15 protein-coding genes are annotated in these 18486 nt (G+C 62.3%); 3 read left to right on the forward strand and 12 right to left on the reverse strand.

Annotation, left to right across the window (positions count from 1 at the left end):
- Positions 1-293: 293 nt before the first annotated feature.
- From H290_RS0117815 to H290_RS30270, 3 genes are read right to left on the reverse strand one after another with little or no spacing between them, the layout of a single operon-like run.
- Entirely contained in the window at positions 294-563 is a 270-nt protein-coding gene (locus H290_RS0117815) for a hypothetical protein (protein WP_020108182.1), read from the reverse strand.
- The gene (locus H290_RS0117820) at positions 560-1381 is read right to left on the reverse strand and encodes a membrane protein (protein ID WP_036519464.1); all 822 of its coding nucleotides are present in this window, start codon (positions 1379-1381) and stop codon (positions 560-562) included. The genes H290_RS0117815 and H290_RS0117820 overlap by 4 nt, the downstream gene beginning before the upstream one ends.
- Positions 1382-1406: 25 nt before the next feature.
- Complete coding sequence (locus tag H290_RS30270) at positions 1407-2165, reverse strand: phosphatase PAP2 family protein (protein ID WP_196809568.1); 759 nt, start codon at positions 2163-2165, stop codon at positions 1407-1409.
- A 434-nt stretch (positions 2166-2599) separates the two neighbouring features.
- Between H290_RS30270 and H290_RS0117830 the strand changes: the two genes are divergently transcribed.
- Positions 2600-3997 carry a cell wall metabolism sensor histidine kinase WalK gene (locus H290_RS0117830; protein ID WP_231373733.1) on the forward strand — a complete coding sequence of 466 codons (1398 nt, stop codon included), beginning with the start codon at positions 2600-2602 and terminating at the stop codon, positions 3995-3997.
- A 60-nt stretch (positions 3998-4057) separates the two neighbouring features.
- Positions 4058-4744 (forward strand): response regulator transcription factor, encoded by a 687-nt coding sequence (locus H290_RS0117835; RefSeq protein ID WP_020108186.1) that lies wholly within the window; start codon positions 4058-4060, stop codon positions 4742-4744.
- Between the two features lie 192 nt (positions 4745-4936).
- Here the strand turns inward: H290_RS0117835 and H290_RS29010 are convergent, their stop codons facing one another.
- The 3 genes from H290_RS29010 to H290_RS0117850 form a co-directional block, all read right to left on the reverse strand.
- On the reverse strand, positions 4937-6103 hold the full coding sequence (locus H290_RS29010; RefSeq protein ID WP_196809569.1) for an alpha/beta hydrolase family protein: 1167 nt from the start codon (positions 6101-6103) through the stop codon (positions 4937-4939).
- A gap of 162 nt (positions 6104-6265) precedes the next feature.
- Positions 6266-9694, reverse strand: a complete 3429-nt coding sequence (lysX, locus tag H290_RS0117845; RefSeq protein WP_231373734.1) for a bifunctional lysylphosphatidylglycerol synthetase/lysine--tRNA ligase LysX — start codon at positions 9692-9694, stop codon at positions 6266-6268.
- A gap of 109 nt (positions 9695-9803) precedes the next feature.
- Positions 9804-10550, reverse strand: a complete 747-nt coding sequence (locus H290_RS0117850) for a rhomboid-like protein (RefSeq protein WP_020108189.1) — start codon at positions 10548-10550, stop codon at positions 9804-9806.
- Between the two features lie 444 nt (positions 10551-10994).
- Here H290_RS0117850 and H290_RS0117855 point away from each other — a divergent pair, with 444 nt between their 5' ends.
- On the forward strand, positions 10995-11993 hold the full coding sequence (locus H290_RS0117855) for a DUF5995 family protein (protein ID WP_020108190.1): 999 nt from the start codon (positions 10995-10997) through the stop codon (positions 11991-11993).
- A gap of 90 nt (positions 11994-12083) precedes the next feature.
- Here the strand turns inward: H290_RS0117855 and H290_RS0117860 are convergent, their stop codons facing one another.
- From H290_RS0117860 to H290_RS0117885, 6 genes are all read right to left on the reverse strand, one after another.
- Complete coding sequence (locus tag H290_RS0117860) at positions 12084-12500, reverse strand: hypothetical protein (protein WP_020108191.1); 417 nt, start codon at positions 12498-12500, stop codon at positions 12084-12086.
- A 440-nt stretch (positions 12501-12940) separates the two neighbouring features.
- Positions 12941-13378, reverse strand: a complete 438-nt coding sequence (locus tag H290_RS0117865) for an Hsp20/alpha crystallin family protein (RefSeq protein WP_028463342.1) — start codon at positions 13376-13378, stop codon at positions 12941-12943.
- Between the two features lie 289 nt (positions 13379-13667).
- Positions 13668-14204: a hypothetical protein gene (locus tag H290_RS29015; RefSeq protein WP_155976906.1), complete on the reverse strand. Its 537-nt coding sequence runs from the start codon at positions 14202-14204 to the stop codon at positions 13668-13670.
- A 424-nt stretch (positions 14205-14628) separates the two neighbouring features.
- Positions 14629-15318 (reverse strand): response regulator, encoded by a 690-nt coding sequence (locus H290_RS0117875; RefSeq protein WP_020108194.1) that lies wholly within the window; start codon positions 15316-15318, stop codon positions 14629-14631.
- Positions 15315-17846, reverse strand: coding sequence for a sensor histidine kinase KdpD (locus H290_RS0117880; protein ID WP_020108195.1), 2532 nt, complete (start codon positions 17844-17846; stop codon positions 15315-15317). Before H290_RS0117880 ends, H290_RS0117875 begins: the two co-directional genes overlap by 4 nt.
- A gap of 10 nt (positions 17847-17856) precedes the next feature.
- Positions 17857-18483 (reverse strand): potassium-transporting ATPase subunit C, encoded by a 627-nt coding sequence (locus H290_RS0117885; protein WP_028463343.1) that lies wholly within the window; start codon positions 18481-18483, stop codon positions 17857-17859.
- Positions 18484-18486: the final 3 nt, after the last annotated feature.

The raw sequence follows: 18486 nt of genomic DNA on the forward strand, positions 1-18486 counted from the left end.
CCGGTCGCACCTGGTGGACCGCTCTCGGGACGCCCACCGAGTCAACCTCGCCGACAACAATTCTCAGCTCGACTAAGCGTTTGACAGGACAAAGCGCGAATGCTGGACGTATCGCCCGGCGCGACGGTCGGACATCCACTCGAAGGAAGTTACATGACACTGAAATCATGAGTACCAAAAAGAAGATCGCGGGGGTGGGCTACTGCGGCAGCAGTTCTCACCGGAGCCGGCTACGGGATCGCGGCTCCTGTGACGCCGAACGATTCCCCGCCGGCGTCAACCACGCAGCCTCGTCATCGCCCGGTTCTGGTCATCGCACTTTCGAGCATGACACCGACGAACGCGGCGACCACCGCTGCCGCGGTCACCGACGCCTGCCAGGTCCAGCCCGGGGCCATAGCGAAGCGATGTTTCATCGATCCGGTCGAATCATGGCTCATCGCTGTGACGTAAAAGAAGGTGGACGCCCACATCGCAATCGCGGCGTAGGCCACGGCAACCACAGCAAACCACCGTTCGATCCGTGGTGGCGCAGTCGCCGTCGGCACTCGGTCGCCGGTCATGTCCGCACCACATATTCCGGATCGGCCTCGCCCCGCTTCTGTTCGATCCGATCGACTTTGCTGACGGTCAGGTATCCGACCAGTGCAATGATCACCACAAAGAACGTGACATTGACTGCGGTTGTCCCGAGTCCGAGACCTCCTTCGTCGGTCGGTTGGGTCAAAAGGTCACCCAGCGAGGCACCCAGCGGACGGGTCACGATGTAGGCCGCCCAGAACGCGACGATGGCGTTGAGGTGGAACACATAGTGCGCCAGCGTGATCAACGCGATGACCGCCGCAAAGATCAGCAGCGACGCGCCGTAACCCACCGCCATCTTCTCGGCGATCAGGTCACCGGCGGCGGTCCCGAGGGCAAAGGTCACCAAGATCGCGAGCCAGTAGAAGGCCTCACGCCGCGGGGTTCGGATCGAATGAATCGACAGCGTCCTCTCGACGAGGTACCAGACGGAAAAAGTCGCGATGAGAGCGACGACGAACACCGCTGTCGTCACCGCGAGCGGGACACCCCAGTTGTCCGTGAGGTTGTCGGTGATGAGCGTTCCGGTCACGCTGATCACGACGACGGCCCACCAGTACACGACAGGGATGTAGCGGCGCACCGCAAACTGTGCGATCAGGCTGAGGATCAGCAGTATCACCGTGACGACGGTGGTATTGGTGAGTCCCCAACCCATCGTCTCGTTGAGGTAGTCCGCGGCGGTCTCCCCCACTGTGGTCGCCAGGATCTTGATGATCCAGAAGAAGATCGTGACCTCGGGAACCTTGCTCCACGAGATCCTCGAAGGTCGCGGTGATCGGGTCGATTCGGCAGACAGGGGCGATCCGCTGGGTTGGTTGTCACTATGCGACGGGTGCACTATGTCGCCCTTCCTGAGGTTGTTCGGCTGAATGCCCCAAAGTGATGGGTGGATAGAGGCTGATGGGTGGATCGAGGTAGGGCCGCGTTCGCTGCGGTAGGCGAGGTCCGAGTGCGACCAACACCGCCACAACAACTGACGGCATCGCGATCGCGGCCGCGGCGCCGACCGCGATACCGGCGAGAATGTCGGAGAACCAATGCAGTCCCAGGTACAACCTCGTCAGCGCGGCAAACCCCGCGACCACCATTGCGATGACGATCGCCACAATCCGCGATCTCCACGTCGTGCCCACCGTCACCGCGAGCGCCAGAGCGAGGACCAAGGCGGTCGTGCCGGTGACATGCCCAGACGGAAACGACTGGGACGCCTCGAAAGTCGCCGCCTGATCGACGAAAGGTGGCCGGGTCCGATCGAACACGATCTTGAGGATGCCCCCCAACGCCCCCGCGACCGCAACGGACGCAACGACTGTCATGGCGCGGACGGCATTGCGGTCGAACAGAATGAGCGCGACAGCAGCGATCGCTGTCCACGTGACAACCCACGCAGGGCCGAACAGACCAGTGACCCCCGCGATCACCGTGATTCCGCCGGACGATCGATGAGAGACCATCCACTCGAGAACCGGTGCATCCACCGCCCCAAGAGGATTGTGGTGCAGGACTGTTGCGACGCCGACCACCACGACAAGGCCGACGATCACGAGGCCGACCGCCGACGACTTGTTTATGTGGGGCATGACGAACATCGTGGTCGCCCGGTCCTGTGAGGACACTGCGATCTGCTGAGCAAACGCTGAGCGAGGTCGGGTAAACCCGGCACCATCTGGGTTGGTGCCGTCGACCGGTAGCGGATCAGTGATTCCACAGGAATTGCCAAACGCTTCACAGCCGCCACCGGCATGCTCACGCTCGTCGCCTGTCGGCGGTGTATTCAATCCGATTCCGCGACGACCTCGAGTCGATGTTCGCGCGGCGATGTCCGGATTGCTGATGTCCATGCTGGCCTGTGCACGGCGGCGGCACCTGGCGTTCGCACGACGAGTGCTGATCGGGGCAGTATCGCAACCTCGTCTGCAGTGTGCCCGTCAGGTCCTGTGAGGACCCTGCGGATGACTGAGTAAATCCTGAGTACGGTTCCCATTGTGGGCGGCAGTCCACATACCCTCTGATCATGCGGGTGCGAATGCGACGAAGCTACGTCCGTATCCGAGCCGTGGCGACCAGCGTGCGTGGGCGCCTCACCATCCTCGCCACGTCCTTGCTGGCGCTCGCCCTGGCACTGGCAGCGGCGATCATGCTCTACGTCCTCTATCAATCGCTGTTGAACTCGGCCGACGCGGCCACCTCGGCACGGGCCCACGAAGTAGCTACCGCGATCGCCGCCGAAGGCGTTGCTCAGCTTGATGATTCGTCGCTGGTGTTGTCCGAGAACCTAGACGTCATACAGGTGATCGATACACAAGGCCGCGTTCTGGTATCCAACCCCAGCACCCACACCTCCGCGCTGACGCCTCCCATCGAACCCGGCACCCAGCGCACATTCGACGGCGCATGCTTCCCCGGATGCCCCACCGAGTACCGCGCGACAGCTCTCGGAATCACAACCGCAAGCGGCGGTGTCACGGTCGTCGTCGGCACTGCAGAAGGGCCGATGATCGATGTCGTGGTGACAGTCGCCTCCCTGCTCTGCGTCTTGTTCCCGCTGATCCTGCTGATGCTGATCTTCGTCACCTACTATTTTGTCGGCAGAGCCCTACGCCCTGTTGAACACATCCGCGCCGAGGTTGCCGAGATCACTCACGGTGACCTCAGCAAACGAGTGCCGGTCCCGAATACGAACGACGAAATCTCCACGTTGGCAACGACCATGAATGAGATGCTCGACGGACTCGAAGACGCTCGCCTACGTCAGCTGCGTTTCGTCGGCGATGCCTCTCACGAACTGCGTAGCCCACTGATGACGTTGGTCGGACTCCTCGACCTCTCCCGCACAACCCGAGACCCGATCGACCCGACAACCGTCGAAGAAATCCTCCTGCCCGAAGCACAACGTCTCCAAGCCATGGTCGCGGACCTACTCCTTCTGGCCCGCGCCGACGAGCGTGGTGTACCACTGCGATTCGTGGAGGTGGATCTCGACGAGATCGTCAACAGAGAAGCAGAACGCGCCGAAGCAATCACCGAGCACCAAGTCCGGGTGAACATCACACCCGTCCGCGTTCGCGGCGACATCGAAATGCTGACGCGTGCAGTACGTAACCTGGCCGACAACGCCGTCCGCCACACCCGATCCACCGTGACGTTCGACATGTCCATCGACGTCGACCATGCAGCAGGTCGCATCTCGATCATCGACGACGGCTCCGGCATCCCAGACGCCGACAAAGCCCGCGTCTTCGACCGATTCGTCCGACTCGACACCGACCGTGAACGCTCGAGCGGTGGATCAGGCCTCGGATTGCCGATCGTTGCCGAGATCGTCCGGGCGCACCACGGCTCCCTCAACGTCTCCGATACCCCCGGCGGGGGCACCACGGTGACTATTGCACTGCCCATCGAAACAGACTGACTATCCAGAAGAACCGGCAACTTCAACCATCCACAACTGCAACCGACGGAGAATGTCATCATGCGAGTACTAGTCGTAGAAGACGACCGGAACGGCGCCGAGACGCTACGGCGAACGCTGCTCGCCGAAGGATGGATGGTTGACCTCGCGAACAACGGCGAAGACGGATTGTTCATGGCCAGCAACGATGCCTACGATGCGGTGATCTGCGACATCATGATGCCCAAGCTCAGCGGCTACGAGGTAGTGAGGCAACTGCGCCGCAAGGAAATCTGGACTCCGGTGTTGATGCTGACCGCCAAGGACGGCGACTACGACCAAGTCGACGCATTCGATCTGGGCGCTGACGACTACCTCGTCAAACCCTTCTCCGTCGCAGTGCTCACCGCTCGACTGCGAGCACTGATCCGCCGCGGAAGACCCGAGAGGCCCGCAATCCTGACCGCCGGCACCCTATCTCTGGATCCGGCTGCCCACATCGTCAAACGCGGTGACACCGAACTAGCACTGACTCCGAGAGAGTTCGCGATGCTCGAGTTCCTGATCCGCAACAAAGGCAACGTGGTGAGCAAAGCCGAAATCCTCCGGTCAGCGTGGGATGTCAATTATCGCGGTGACGAGAACGTGGTCGAGGTATATGCCGGCTATCTCCGGAAGCGAATTGATACACCGTTCGGCTGCAAAGCATTACAGACCGTCCGAGGGGTCGGCTACCGACTGTCCGCCGACGGAGATGGGCGCGGCTGACGCCCGTATGTTCACACCCCGGCCGATCTCGGCCAAGTACAGGGTGATGTTGCAGTGCAAGGTATTCCGAGATCCATCGACGCATGACAAACGTTGCGACAAACGGACTTCAGCGAATTCGCAACAGCGACTCGGACACTAGGCGGGTGTGGAGTGACACGAAGTGTCATGGTGGCGCGTATCGTGGGCGATTCAGTTGCACAGTCGACTGTTCAGCCACGGAAGAGATTGACGAAAAGCGTTGGCGGCGAACGGCCAGGTGTGTCGTCCAGGTTGTTGTAGGAACACGGTCGTGATGTTGTTGGCCTGTGCCACAGTGTTCAAGGCCGTCGCGGCACGGATTTGCGGTGAGGTCAGGCGGTGGCCGGCGGTGCGGTGACCTTCTGCTTGAAACCAGCCGGCGACATTGTCGTAGCGGCCGTGACCGGCCATGGCCGTGGCTGGATCGAAACGCGCCCATTGGTCGGCATGACCGCCATATAGATCTGCGACGGTCTGGTTTCTGTCGCCGATGTTGGGCCCTTGGTCGCCCGATATGTCGACAAAAGTGTGGAATAGGTCAGAATGTTCGACCGTGAGATCGACCGCGCACGTCCCACCCATCGACCAACCGGCCACCGCCCATCGCGCCGGATCAGGGGCAGCGCCGAAAGCGGAGATCACGTAGGGGCGTACTTCTTTGGTGATGTGGGTGTCCACGTTGCCGTGGGGGCCGTCGACACACTCGGTGTCGTTGCTCAGCCCTCCGGTGGGATCGACGAACACCAGTATGGGCGCCTGACCGTGATGAGTGGCGGCGAAGTCCTGCACAGCGGCTACCGCTCCCCCGCTGCGTACCCAGTCTTCAGGGGTGGTGATCACGCCACCGATGAGAATCAGGGCGGGCAGTTGAGGCGGAGTAGGTCCGGCGAACCATGCCGGAGGCAGGTACACGTACTCGGTTCGATGGTGAAAGCGGCTCGTGCTGTTTTGAACTCGGATGGGAATGATCTTGCCATTCGGCTCGGGAATATTGCGGAGCTCGACCAATGAGCGAAGGGAGGCCTCGTTGGACAGTGGTTGTCCGGTCAACCCTTGCCAAGCCCGGCCGGTGGACGGATAGAACCCAGACCACTGGTTGACGGACAGTCCGATGCACAGCACCGCGAGTAATGTCGCCAGCACCGCGCCGGTGCGCCTGCCCCACCCGCTACGGGTCCATCCGGTCACCAACAAGACGACTGCGAGAACTGTCAGGGCGATCCACACCCAGAGTGATCGTGGTGCGTCGCCAGGCAGAAGGCCCTGGCGGGCCAGCATCCAGTAGACGACGACGGCGGTTCCCGTGCCGGCTACCAGGCCGAACAGTAGCCACCTCATGCTCCGTCCGGGTTGGCGCCACCTCACCGCGGCCACCATAACTGTGCCCGTCACGACTTCGATTGCTGGTACCAGCATGCCATGCAGTAACGACATTCCGGCGATGTTCACCTTGCGATCCCCCTGATATGAACCGTTTGGACTTACGACCTGAGCAGCTGATCATCGCTGGCGTGGCCGGACGAACGGGAATGTCAATGTTGACCGAATGGATCCACCGGTGAGCATCATGACGAGCCGGTCGATCCCGAGTCCAAGACCACCGGTCGGTGGCATCGCATAACTGAGCGCGGCGAGGAAGTCCTCGTCGAGTTGCATTGCGTCAGGGTCACCGCCTGCGGCGGAAAGAGATTGGCGGGTCAACCGTTCGCGTTGGATGACGGGATCTGTTTGCTCGGAGTATGCGGTTCCCAACTCCATCCCGAACCCGGCCAGGTCCCAATGCTCGGCCACGCGGGGGTCGTCGCGATGTCGCCGGGCAAGCGGTGAGACCTCCACGGGAAAATTCATGTAGAACGTTGGGAACTCGGTCTGCTTTTCGACCAGCGTTTCGTAGAGTGCCATCACCATGTGCCCGGCGGACATCTCCGTTGTTGTGTGCACATCGTGAGCAGCGCATATTGCCGCGAGCTCAACAACCGACGTGTTCGTCGTGACCGTCGCGCTGCAGGCTGCCGAGACCGCGTCGTGAACTGTGATGACAGGCCAAGGCCGATCGAGATCAACCGTCTGGGCCTCGCCGGACGCGTTAAGGCGTTGCGCGATCGGTCTCCCGTGGATTGCGGTGGCCATGGCGCAGATCAGTGACCGGGCGAGGTCTTTCATGGTGTTGTAGTCGGAATAGGCTTGATAGACCTCCAGCGAGGTGAACTCCGGATTGTGCGTGAAATCTGCGCCCTCATTCCGAAAGTTCCGGTTCAGCTCGTAGATACGACCCATACCCGCGACGCACAGTCGTTTGAGGTACAACTCCGGTGCAATTCGCAACGACAGTTCCTGGTCGTAGGCGTTGATATGGGTAGTGAAAGGCCGTGCCGCGGCCCCGCCGTGGACAGTTTGCAACATTGGCGTCTCGACCTCGACGAAATCGCGGGCATGCAGCGTCTCACGCAGTGCGCGCACGCCCCGAGCTCGTTGTTCGAGTACGGCTATCGACGCGCGGTTGTTGAGGAGATCCAGTGTTCGATTGCGCACGCGAACGTGGTCGGCGAGTTCTGCATCGAGGGCAGGGATGGGACTCAGGCATTTGCCGACCATCTGCCAGTGCTGCAGCCGGATGGACAGTTCACCGGTGCGGGATGTGCCCACGGTACCGGTGACAGCGATCAGATCGCCCAGGTCGATATCGCGGCGGAACATGTTGTGGGCGGACCTGTCGCGGGACAGTGCCTCCGCCAAGATCTGGAGTCGGTCACCGTCTTCCTCGAGGGTGACGAAGGCGAGACCTCCGAAATCACGGATCGCCCTGATCCTGCCGGTCACGGACGCAGTCGTTGTGGTCTGTACGTCCGGGCCCAATTGACCGTACTGATCCCGAATTTCGGCGAGGGTGTGGCTACGCTGCACGTGAACCGGGTAGGGCGCGTGTCCCCTGGCGAGCAACGACTCGCGCGTGCACTGCCTGATCCTCTGTTGCTCATTGAGATACGGTGGCGGACATTGCTTTTCAAGCAACGATTTCAGTTCGAGAGCCTCGACGGCCGACGCGAACTCCCTGGTCCGCGGCAGCTGCGTCCCCGGTGCCTTCGGCCCGACGAGGAACGCCGGTCCGATGTGCGGGAGAAACCCTTCGGCGACACCGGTGGCGACAGCCGCCCGAACCACCGTCAACGACGGGTGGTAGCAGAGGGTCCGCGGTACCCACTGGGGCCGATATTTCTGATTCGACCGGTACAACGACTTCAGTTGATAGAACTTGGACGCAAACCCGAGAAAGGAGTCGGTCGCCCTGGTGACCGGGCCGGCACCGACTCTCTCGGCATCGGAGAACACCGACCGGAAGACCGCGAAGTTCAGTGATACGCGCCGGATTCGGTGTTCTCGGGCAGAAGCGATCAGGGTGGCAACGAGGTATTCGTTGATCCCGTTTTCGGAGGCCCTGTCCCGTCGCATGAGGTCCAGCGACACGCCGTGACTCCCCCACGGCACAAAAGACAGGAATGCCCGAATTACGCCTTCGGTGTCGTGCGCGGTGATCAGCAAACAGCGCCCATCGGCGCGATCTCCGACTCTGTTGAGTGCCATCGAGAATCCACGCTCGGTATCCTCGCCTCGCCACTTCTCCGCCAGGTCCGCGATCTCACCCAGTTCGGCCGCGGACAGCTCGGCGTGACGACGAATTCGGGTGGTGTATCCAGCTGCAGTTACGCGGTTGACCGCTTGCCGAACCGGTTTCATCGCCCTGCCTCGCAAGGAGAATTCATCTACATCGATGATGGCTTCGTCACCGATCGCAAGTGTTTTGAGGCCGGCCGATCGGTAAACCCGGGCACCGTCCTCGCTCGCCGCCAGAACCGCGGCATGAAGGCCATGTCTCTTACACCGGTCGAGCCAGGTGTGCGCGGCCGCCGGCCACGACTGGCGATCGCCGATCGGGTCGGCGCTGGCAACGCTGACACTGCCAACAGTCCGGAACGTCACAGCGGCCTTGCCGTCCGGAGCGAAAATCACAGACTTGTCGCGGCGAGTGGCGAAATACCCCAGAGAATCACCTTCGCCATACGTCGCCAACAGTTGTCGGATCGTCAGTTCATCATCGGCGTTCTGGAAAACGTTGATGCGGTTCGATCGCCACAGCACCAGCAACGCCACCAACAGCGACAGAGCAGACATCCAGCCGGCCAGCGCATAGACACTGTGATGGCCAAGATGCCCCTGTAACACTGGATCATTGACGGTGCTTCGCTCACCGAATGTCGAGCGCGCCGCCCACGTCGCAATCTGTGGCCACCCGCTCAAGGTCCGCGGAAACGCCGCGGTGAGGGCCACGGTGACCAGCAGTGACAAGGACAACCCGCTAACCAGCACGAGCAGCGCCGTGCGAACCGACCTCGGAGCGAGCTGCCCGGTGAACGCCGGACGCGCTCGCGCCACCACCGAGAACACCAACAGTCCGACCACCAGGACCAGCGCTGCCACCACTGCGGACGATCGCCATGCCCAATAACCTCCGCCCGCATCAGCATTGGCCACTGCGAGGCTGACCACAGCCGCGATGTCCTCGATCAGCACGCCGACCATGACCAGCAGCAGGGCCGTATGCGCCAGCCGCAATCGACGACGGATGGCGCCGGCCAGCGCCAGCATCAGGCACACCACAAAGATGCTCGGATCCGCAGGTACATTCACCACTGCCATGAGGTCTGTGATGACGTCGGTCCCGGACCAATGCCGCAGTGGGATGCTCACCAATGAGACCACGGCGGCCAGCGCCAAGGTCCGGCCGGACCACGTGGCCACTGTGTTGCTTCGGTTCAATCGCCTTGCCAGTTTGCCGCGATCGACCTTCACCGGGTCCGGCTTGGCTACGGTCCCGGACCGTGCTGCCGCCAGGGGCAACCCGGGCGAGCGCGAGAAAGAGGTGATGGACACCTTTTTCACCGTAACTGTCAATCCTGTGCAATCGCTGAATGCGCGGTGGGTGGAATCTCGCCAACCCCAGACTTAACGGCGTATCGGAGAGTGCTTCCTGAACACTGTGCTACGCAATGTCATTCGAGGCCCGTTTGGAGACTGCACCGCGCACCCGAAGATACAACGCGGCGGGGTTCCACTCAGGACGCTCACTTCCGCGGGCCAGCGGATAGAACGCCAGACCGATGATCATCGAGGAGAGGTGCCCGATGCCGGTCAACCCGGGGTCGATGATCACCGGGACACCGAACCAGGCCAGGATCAGGAACAAATACACCCAGCGCCAGGGAAATGCTATGTGGTACGTCAATACTCCGACGATAGCCGCCAGAAAGTAGCTGACCCCGATGTCGCGCGCGTCGACCAGTGACGAATCGGCCAGTCCCTGGCGGATCGCGATCCACAACAAACCTTCGCTGATGTAGGTGGCGACGACGTGCGCGGTGAGCCCGACCACCGCCCACCGCCACGCACCCAACCACCGCTCGGCAGGGGCATGGAAGACACAGAACATCAGCAGATATGGCAACCAGAAATAACCGTCGATCCAGAACAAACTGCTGACGAGGACGTGCAGTGGATCCGTCGCAAGGTGATGCAAGTTTGTGGACCGCGCTGCAAGCAGACTCTCCAAAGTCGCTCGTGACACCGAGTGCTGGATGGTGGTGGTGATCAACAACAGCAGCAACCAGGAAAATGTCCACGGGGCACTGCGCAGATAGCACCAGACACCTTGGCCAAGTGTGCGCCACCTCGACGGCGAAACGACGTCGACCAATGTGAACTCCTCGAAGCGATCGGCGGAGACGAGCACCCGCGAGATGTCGCCGCACGCACGTCAGTTGGTGCGCAGGAGATCGAGTGCTACCTGGAACACGTGCGCACACACCAACGTACGGCCGATTCGCTGGATGCGTGAGACACCCGCAGGCGCACAGTTGGCACAGACCCAACCATCGAATGTTTGTTCCCCTGGGTCGGATCCCACATCGGATAAGACTGTTACCAAGATTCGCCTTGTCCACATCAGCAGAACGAATTGCAGTACCCATGCCCGCTTCGAACAAATCAAGTCGGTGTCGTAAGGTCACACCTAACCTGCGATGAGTGGGTGCTGAGAGTTGTAGCCTGACCTGTCAAGCCGCGGTGCAGGTGTCCGACATACCGTGTGTCGATAGATGCACGGATCGGCCCCGGGGGATTTTTCACGTGAGCGTTCCAGTGAGTACGACCTTGCCTAGTACTGTGTGGTGCCGCGGTGGCTGAGCGCGGAGCCACGTCCGCCGTGGCCACGTTGCGGCGCCGGGCGCTGCACGCCATCAGTCACCTGTTCAGCCCCCTGCGGCCGGACGACTATCTGTACATGTCACCCGTGCGTATCGCTGTAGTCGTGCTCCTCGCGTTCACCGGTCTCGCCGGCGTCAGCGGGACGCCACCTGGTGCCGCAGCCCCGCTGTCCACGTGCGGTAGTAGCACCCTCTCGCCCACAGATCGTGACCGGATCGCCTCGTTGTCGGACCGCCGCAACGACCCACCGGCCGCACCCCTGGTGCAGCTGCGCGACCACGTCGCCGATCTACAGGCCATCACCGACCTCCTCACCAAACACCGGGACCGGCGGGGACTGTTCGCCCTGGGCCTTGCCGCGGTCGAACGCGACGCGGTGATGCCCCTGCAAAACCGTCCGGAAGTGTTCAATGATCCGCAGTGGGCGCCAGTCATCAGTCTGCGACTGCTCGATCGGTTCCTCGACGCCCTGCACGCCGAATTCACCGGGGCACCCGCGCCGCCGCAATGGCGGTACTACTTCGACCTCGCCGCCGACTGCCACGTGCCCGGCGAGCGGGTCGCCCTCGCCGGATACAACTCGCACATCACCGTCGACCTTGCCTACGCCACCGCCGACGCCCACACCACCCTCGCCCAGGCCCGCGACTTCTTCCTCATCGTCGATACCATTGCCGCACACGCAGAGTCGATCATCACCTCCACCGACAACGCCTATGGCGTCGATCTTGGGCCGACGTTTCGTTTCTACGCGTTCGGCGAAGGGCTCGACCGCGTGGTCGGTGCCGGGCGCGCCACTGGGCCGATGCTGCGGGCGGGTGATGTCGGCTACAACGTCATCACCTTCAACAACGGCCTGGCATTACAAGACCCCACCCGAACCGCGGCGACGCGCACCGCAATCACAGAACTATGGTCGACAGGAAACTCGGCCTTGATCGCCGCCGAGGACACCGGACTCATCAGCTGACCCCCAACGCACCGATCCGCCATACCGTCCGCGTCGCTGACCGCCACCAGACTGCACGAAAGGCCTTGTCCGGCAATCACCTTTCTCTGTTCAGATGGTCCGGGTCAGGGGATCGGCCGCGGAAGGCTGGAGACTTAACTTCGGGTGGTGGCGGCTCCGCGGCTGCAACGCCCCTATCCACATATCGTCGATCACTGTTGCCACGAAGATGCTGCTGTCCACTTGCACGGTGGTGCCCAGATACAGACGCCCGTTGATGACCATGCGCCCGCGGCCCAGGACCGGCAGATAGTCCTCGGGCGGACCAGGGTTGGACACCACATCGGTGACATCCCAGGGGAACGGATCTGTGCCCAGAGCATCGTGGACCGTTCGTACCGCGTTCTCCAACAGCAGTGCCGGATAGACCCGGCGCTCGGATGGGTCGGCACCAGGCTGGGCGGAGGAATGGCTGGAGACTGCAGTCAGCCAGATACGGCCGGCGTCATCAAATGCCCATCGGGTCACATCGTCTACTCCGGTCGTGTGAGTGGGTCGCCAACGCGCCTGTTCATCGGTAAACCACACGCTGGGAACAGCTTTGACATTACCCATCGGAGGGTCACTCCTCTCCTCGCGCTCCTCTCCCTTTCCAAGACCACCAAAACACAGAGTCACATGACACGTCGTTGTCACCAGATGATGAGTGGTGGTGCCGCCCAGGTGATCTGGGCGGCACCACCAGGGTTGGGATGTTGGTCGCCGTGTCGACGACTAGATTGGTGATGGTGTTCAAGACCGGCAGGCCAGTCCCTGCTACGGGGCTGGGGCCGGCCAGGTCACCCAGTCCTTGACTCTGTCGATAGGCGTACCTCCTATAGGTCGGTTACGCACCATCAATCACCCCCGGGGCCACGCGTCCCTCACATTCGACCGCCTCGCGGGTTTGGCCAGCGAATGCTGATGGGTCAGTCGGTGGCGGGTTCGATGGAGCGTGAAGTGTCGGAGTGTTCGATCTCGATACGGCGAGGCTTGGCCTTCTCTGCGATCGGAATTGTCACCGACAACACACCATTGTCGTAGTGCGCGGAGATGGCGGCGGGGTCGATGCCCTCACCGAGGGTGAGTTGTCGTCGGTAACTGCCGAAGAACCGTTCATTGGTCAACCACTGCACACCATCCTCGGAGCGGGGGGTGCGCTGCGCGGACAGGGTCAGCACCCCGTTGTCGATGTTGACATCGACCGACCCCGGATCCACACCCGGAAGGTCAGCGGTCAACAGATAGTGACCGTCGAGTTTGCACAAGTCCATCGGCATGAACCGAGGAGTTCGAGTCGATCCTGCCGACTGCAGCAACCCGCGGGTCAACACATCGACGTCACCGAAAGGATCAAAACGAAGCACAGCACCCACCTCCTACATCGCTCAACGCCCGCCACCCTGGCGGGCGACAAAATCACTGTGCCCCACATTTTTAGCACTCCACCCACGAGAGTGCCAAGTACTTTTCGGAGAGTTTTTCGGTGGGACCTACTGCCTCACTGAACTATTGGCTCCAGGCTCCCGCTATCCGAACCAAAAAGGCGAACAGACCCCGTCCATCCGCACAGCCGATTACGGCCCCAAATTCTCCACTCCTTCCAGATCACCCGGTAGGTCTTCACGGGGCTTGCCGTTGGGGCGCTGCTTCGTCTCATACGCCCCCAGCAAGACCCTCCGATGATCCCACCAGCGGCGACGCAAGCTCGCGATCGGGGACACTGCCGATTCCGGGGCCGCCAAGTGTTGTGGGACTCTGCCCTGTCACCGGCTTGAGCGCCAGGAGAATGGGCGACCCCGACCGGATCTGTGGCGGCGCTTCGGCGTGGATGGTGCGCCGGTGGCCGGCCCCGTCGACCAGGGTGATATCGACGAGTCGGGCACCGCCCAGTGAGGTTCCGGGAAATGCGATGTCAGTGATGGCCGCGGCGATCGGCACGTGTGCTGCAATGCGGCATTCGAGGTGCTCGGGTGGGTTCGTCGCCACTGTGATCAGTCGGGTCGCCAATGTCGGGAGCACCAGGTCCGGCGGACAGAGTTTCTGGCATGTGGGCAGGCCCTTGTCATCGAGGTAGAAGGCATCCTTGCGCCGCGAGAACTCCTGCACGACAGAACGTCCGCCGATCTTGATATCGGTGCGGTGTGCTTGGACCGATGGGCCCCAGGAGTTGCTGTCGAATGTTCGGTTCACAGTCACTGCTTTCAACGAAGGGAGGATCTCGAAAAGAGTCACACCATCAGTGGTACTCCGATTTCGCAACTGCACCAACAGTTTTGGCCGCTAAGAACTCATCAAATCGCAGCTACGTATAGATTGTGTCAATATCGAGTTGTCTGGCGTCAAAAGGACGTTAGTGCCGCGCGGTAAGCTCCTCCGCCCGTGTGACCATGGGCAGATGAGTGAAGCCTGTAGACACGACAGCCATATCCGATTTCGCCGCCCATCGACCCCGCTGGATGTCCTAGGATCTACCGGCGATGCCGGTACCGACTGGTGGACAAGACTTATCGAAGGAGTTCATCGGTGGGATCGTTCGACGGGCGACGCGGCCGCCACTGGATCTCACGCACCCGATTGATCGTATTTGCGCCCCGGCACAACGGCCTTTCAGTGGTCACTTGACGAACCTGTACCCCATCCCTGATTCGGTGAGCAGGTGACGTGGATGGGTGGGATCGGTTTCGAGTTTTCGGCGCAGGCTGGCGATATACACACGGAGATAATTGGTTTGGGTCATGTACGAAGCACCCCACACATGGTTGAGAATCTCCGAGTGCACCACGAGGTTGCCTTCATTGCGCACCAGCAACTCGAGGATGCCCCATTCGGTGGGAGTCAGGTGAACGTTCGCCCCACCTCGAGTGACTTTCTTGGACCTCAGATCCACGGTGAACGCGCTGGTTTTGATCACTGGTTGCTCGGCGTGGACCGCAGCACTGCCTCGACGTACCGCCGCCCGCAACCTGGCCAGGAACTCCTCCATACCAAAGGGTTTGGTGACGTAGTCATCGGCGCCGGCGTCGAGAGCCGCTATCTTGTCGGAGGCGTCGATGCGCGCGGACAGCACGATGACCGGGACGTTGGTCCAGCCGCGCAGGCCCGCGAGGACGGTGAATCCGTCGATGTCGGGCAGACCCAGGTCGAGCACGATGACCTGAGGGTTTGTTTTGCCGGCGGCGGTGAGCGCGCCGGCCCCGGTGGATGCGGTGGTGACATCGAAGCCGCGGGCTTTGAGGTTGATGCGCAGAGTGCGCAGTATCTGTGGCTCGTCATCGACGACCAGTACCCGAACCTTGTCTGTCATGATGATGGGCTCTCTGACTTGGGCGTCGTGGGGAGATCGACGACCATGGTCAGTCCCCCACCTGCGGTTTCGTGGGGCGTGATGGTCCCATCCATGGCGTGCACAAACCCTTGTGCCACCGAAAGCCCCAATCCCACACCGATACCCACGTTCTGGTCGCCGAGTCGTTGGAAGGCGGTGAAGACCTTTGCCCGGTCTTCAGCGGGTATCCCAGTGCCGTGGTCTGCGATGGTGATGACCGCGCGCGGCGGATCGTCGGCGGTCAGGCGGGCGGTAACCAGTATCGGCGAGGAGGCACCGCTGTGGCGTAGGGCGTTGTCGATGAGGTTCGCCAGCACCCGCTCGAGCAGACCTGGGTCGGCATGAACAAGTAGGTGTTCAACGTCAACCTCGAGGCGGTTCGCGCCGGCCGGGTCGAGCCGCGACATCCCGACGCTGGCCCGGTCGACGATCTCGGTCAGGTAGACCATTTGCAGATCCGGCCGGACCGCACCGGCGGCCAGGCGCGAGGAGTCCAGGAGGTTGCCGACAAGCGCGGTGAGGTGATCAGTGGATTCCTCGATGGTGGCCAGCAATTCGGCGGTGTCCTCAGGTGAAAAAGCTACGTCGGTGCTCCGCAGGCTCGATACCGAAGCTTTGACCGCAGCCAGCGGGGTGCGCAGGTCGTGACTCACCGCCGAGAGCAAGGCCCTGCGCAGTTGATCAGTTTCAGCCAGCGCCCGGGCTTCGGCGGCTTCTGCGGCGAGTTGTCGCCGTTGTACAACCCCTGCCGCCTGGATGGCGACCGCAGTGAGCGGCCGTCGGTCCCGGCCCCCGAGTTTGATGCCGCGCAGCAGCATCTCGAACTCACCACCGGGTACGGGGACCACGGTGTCGGCGTCGCCGGCGCTAGCGGGCGGATTCTCCCCGACCGACCCTTCGATAATGTTGGGTTCGCGATGGCCGACCCGGACGATGGACACGGCCTGTTGGTCGTAGGTTTCGCTGACACGCGCCAGCAGACCGTCCAGACCTTCCCCGCTCAACACCGCGCCGGCGAAGGTGGCCATCAGCTCTGCGTCGCGGGTGGCGCGTTGGGCCTGTGCCCGCCGCACGGTGGCCGAATCGACCAGTGCAGCAACCGCTATTGCGATCATCAGCATCACGATGATGGTGATGAGGCTGTCAGGCTCATTGATGGTGAACGTGTAGCGCGGGGCGGTGAAGAAGTAGTTCAGGAGCAGTCCGGACACGATGGCTGACAATGCTGCCGGACCGATGCCACCGAGCATCGATACCGCGAGCACAACGACAAAGAACAGTGCGGATTCGCTGGCGATCCCGAGCCACCGGTCGAGCACCGCGAGGAAGGCCGCCGCGACGCACGGCACGAGCACCGCGAACACCCAGCTGAGCGGGCGGTGGAATCGGGTGTGTCTGATGTCCAGCGGATTTCGCGCCTTGGTCTCCTCATGGGTGACCATATGCACGTCGATTTTGCCCGATTCCCGAACGACGGTGGTCCCGACGCCTTCGTCGAAGAGTCGTTGCCACCGCGACCGGCGGGAGGTACCCAAGACCAGCTGGGTGGCGTTCACGCCGCGGGCGAACTCCAGAAGTGCGGTGGGCACGTTGTCACCGACTATGGTGTGCACCTGGGCGCCGAAGCCCTTGGCGAGTTCGGTGAGTTTGCTGATGTCCACCGTTGACGGGTCTGCCAGGCCATCACCGCGAACGATGTGCACCACAATCATGTCCGCGCTCGATCGTGACGCGATCCGGCTCGCGCGGCGCAACAGGGTCGCCGATTCGGGACCGCCGGTGATCGCGACCACCACCCGTTCGCGGGCCTCCCAGGTGGCGGTGATGGCGTGAGCGGCTCGGTAGTCGGCAAGATTGTCGTCGACCTGATCGGCCAGCCACAGCAGCGCGAGTTCTCGCAGCGCCGTCAGGTTGCCTTGCCGGAAATAGTTGGCCAGGGCGCCCCCGACTCGATCACCGGGGTATACCTTGCCTGCCGAGAGTCGTTGCCGCAGCGCTTGAGGGGCGATGTCGACCAGTTCGATCTCATCGGCGGCGCGGACCACGTCGTCGGGGACGGTCTCACGTTGCACGACACCGGTGATCTGTTGCACGACGTCGTTGAGACTCTCGAGATGCTGAATGTTGATCGTCGACAGGACGTCGATGCCCGCATCACGCAGTTCCTCGATGTCCTGCCAGCGCTTGGTGTTGCGCGATCCCGGCGCGTTGGTGTGGGCGAGTTCGTCGACCAGTGCCACTCGGGGTCTGCGAGCCAGGACAGCGTCGAGGTCCATCTCCTCGAGCCTGGTGCCGCGGTAGTCGATCGAGCGGCGCGGCACCGTCTCGAGGCCCTCGGTCAACGCCGCGATGGCTGAGCGTCCGTGTGATTCGACCACCGCGACAACCACATCGGTTCCCTCGGCAACCAAAGTATGTGCTTGGGCAAGCATTTCGTAGGTCTTGCCTACACCCGGGGCACACCCGAGGTACACCTCGAGCGTGCCCCGGCTTTCAGTGTTCGGCATGATGTGAACGTTATCCACAACTCGGCGCGGTCAGGCCCAAACCGAGGTTGACCTGAAGAACATTCACCGTCGGCTGACCGAGGAACCCGAACTGACGGCCGTCGGTGTGGGCGGCGATGACCTCGCGCACCCGCTCCTGACTGATCTGGTTCTCCCGAGCGATCCGGGGCACCTGCAACTCGGCGTAGGCCTCACTGATATCCGGGTCCAGACCCGACCCCGATCCGGTCACCGCATCGACCGGAACCTGTCCCGGTGCAACACCTTCCCGGCTCGCGATGATCTCCCTGCGGGCCTCGATCCAGCCGGCGAGCGTCTCACTGTTCGGACCCTGGTTGCTCGCTGCCGACGCGGCCGGGTCACCCGGGGCCATCGGATCGTCGGCCGATCCCAGCACCCGGGCATGCAGATACTTGTCGGGCTCACCCGCAGGCACCTGCGGATCGATCCCGATGAGGCTCGAGCCCACCACGCAGCCATTGCTGTCGGTGACCTGGGAGCCCTCAGCGGAGGTCGAACCGATGCGCGACACACCCCAGACAACCGCTGGATACGCCACCCCCACAATCGCTGTCATCGCCAGCAGAATCGACAGGGCCACCACGCATTGCCTGATCCATGCAGTCACAGTGTTCATGTC

It is taken from the genome of Nocardia sp. 348MFTsu5.1 (genome assembly GCF_000383535.1).
Classification (GTDB): Bacteria; Actinomycetota; Actinomycetes; order Mycobacteriales; family Mycobacteriaceae; genus Williamsia; species Williamsia faeni.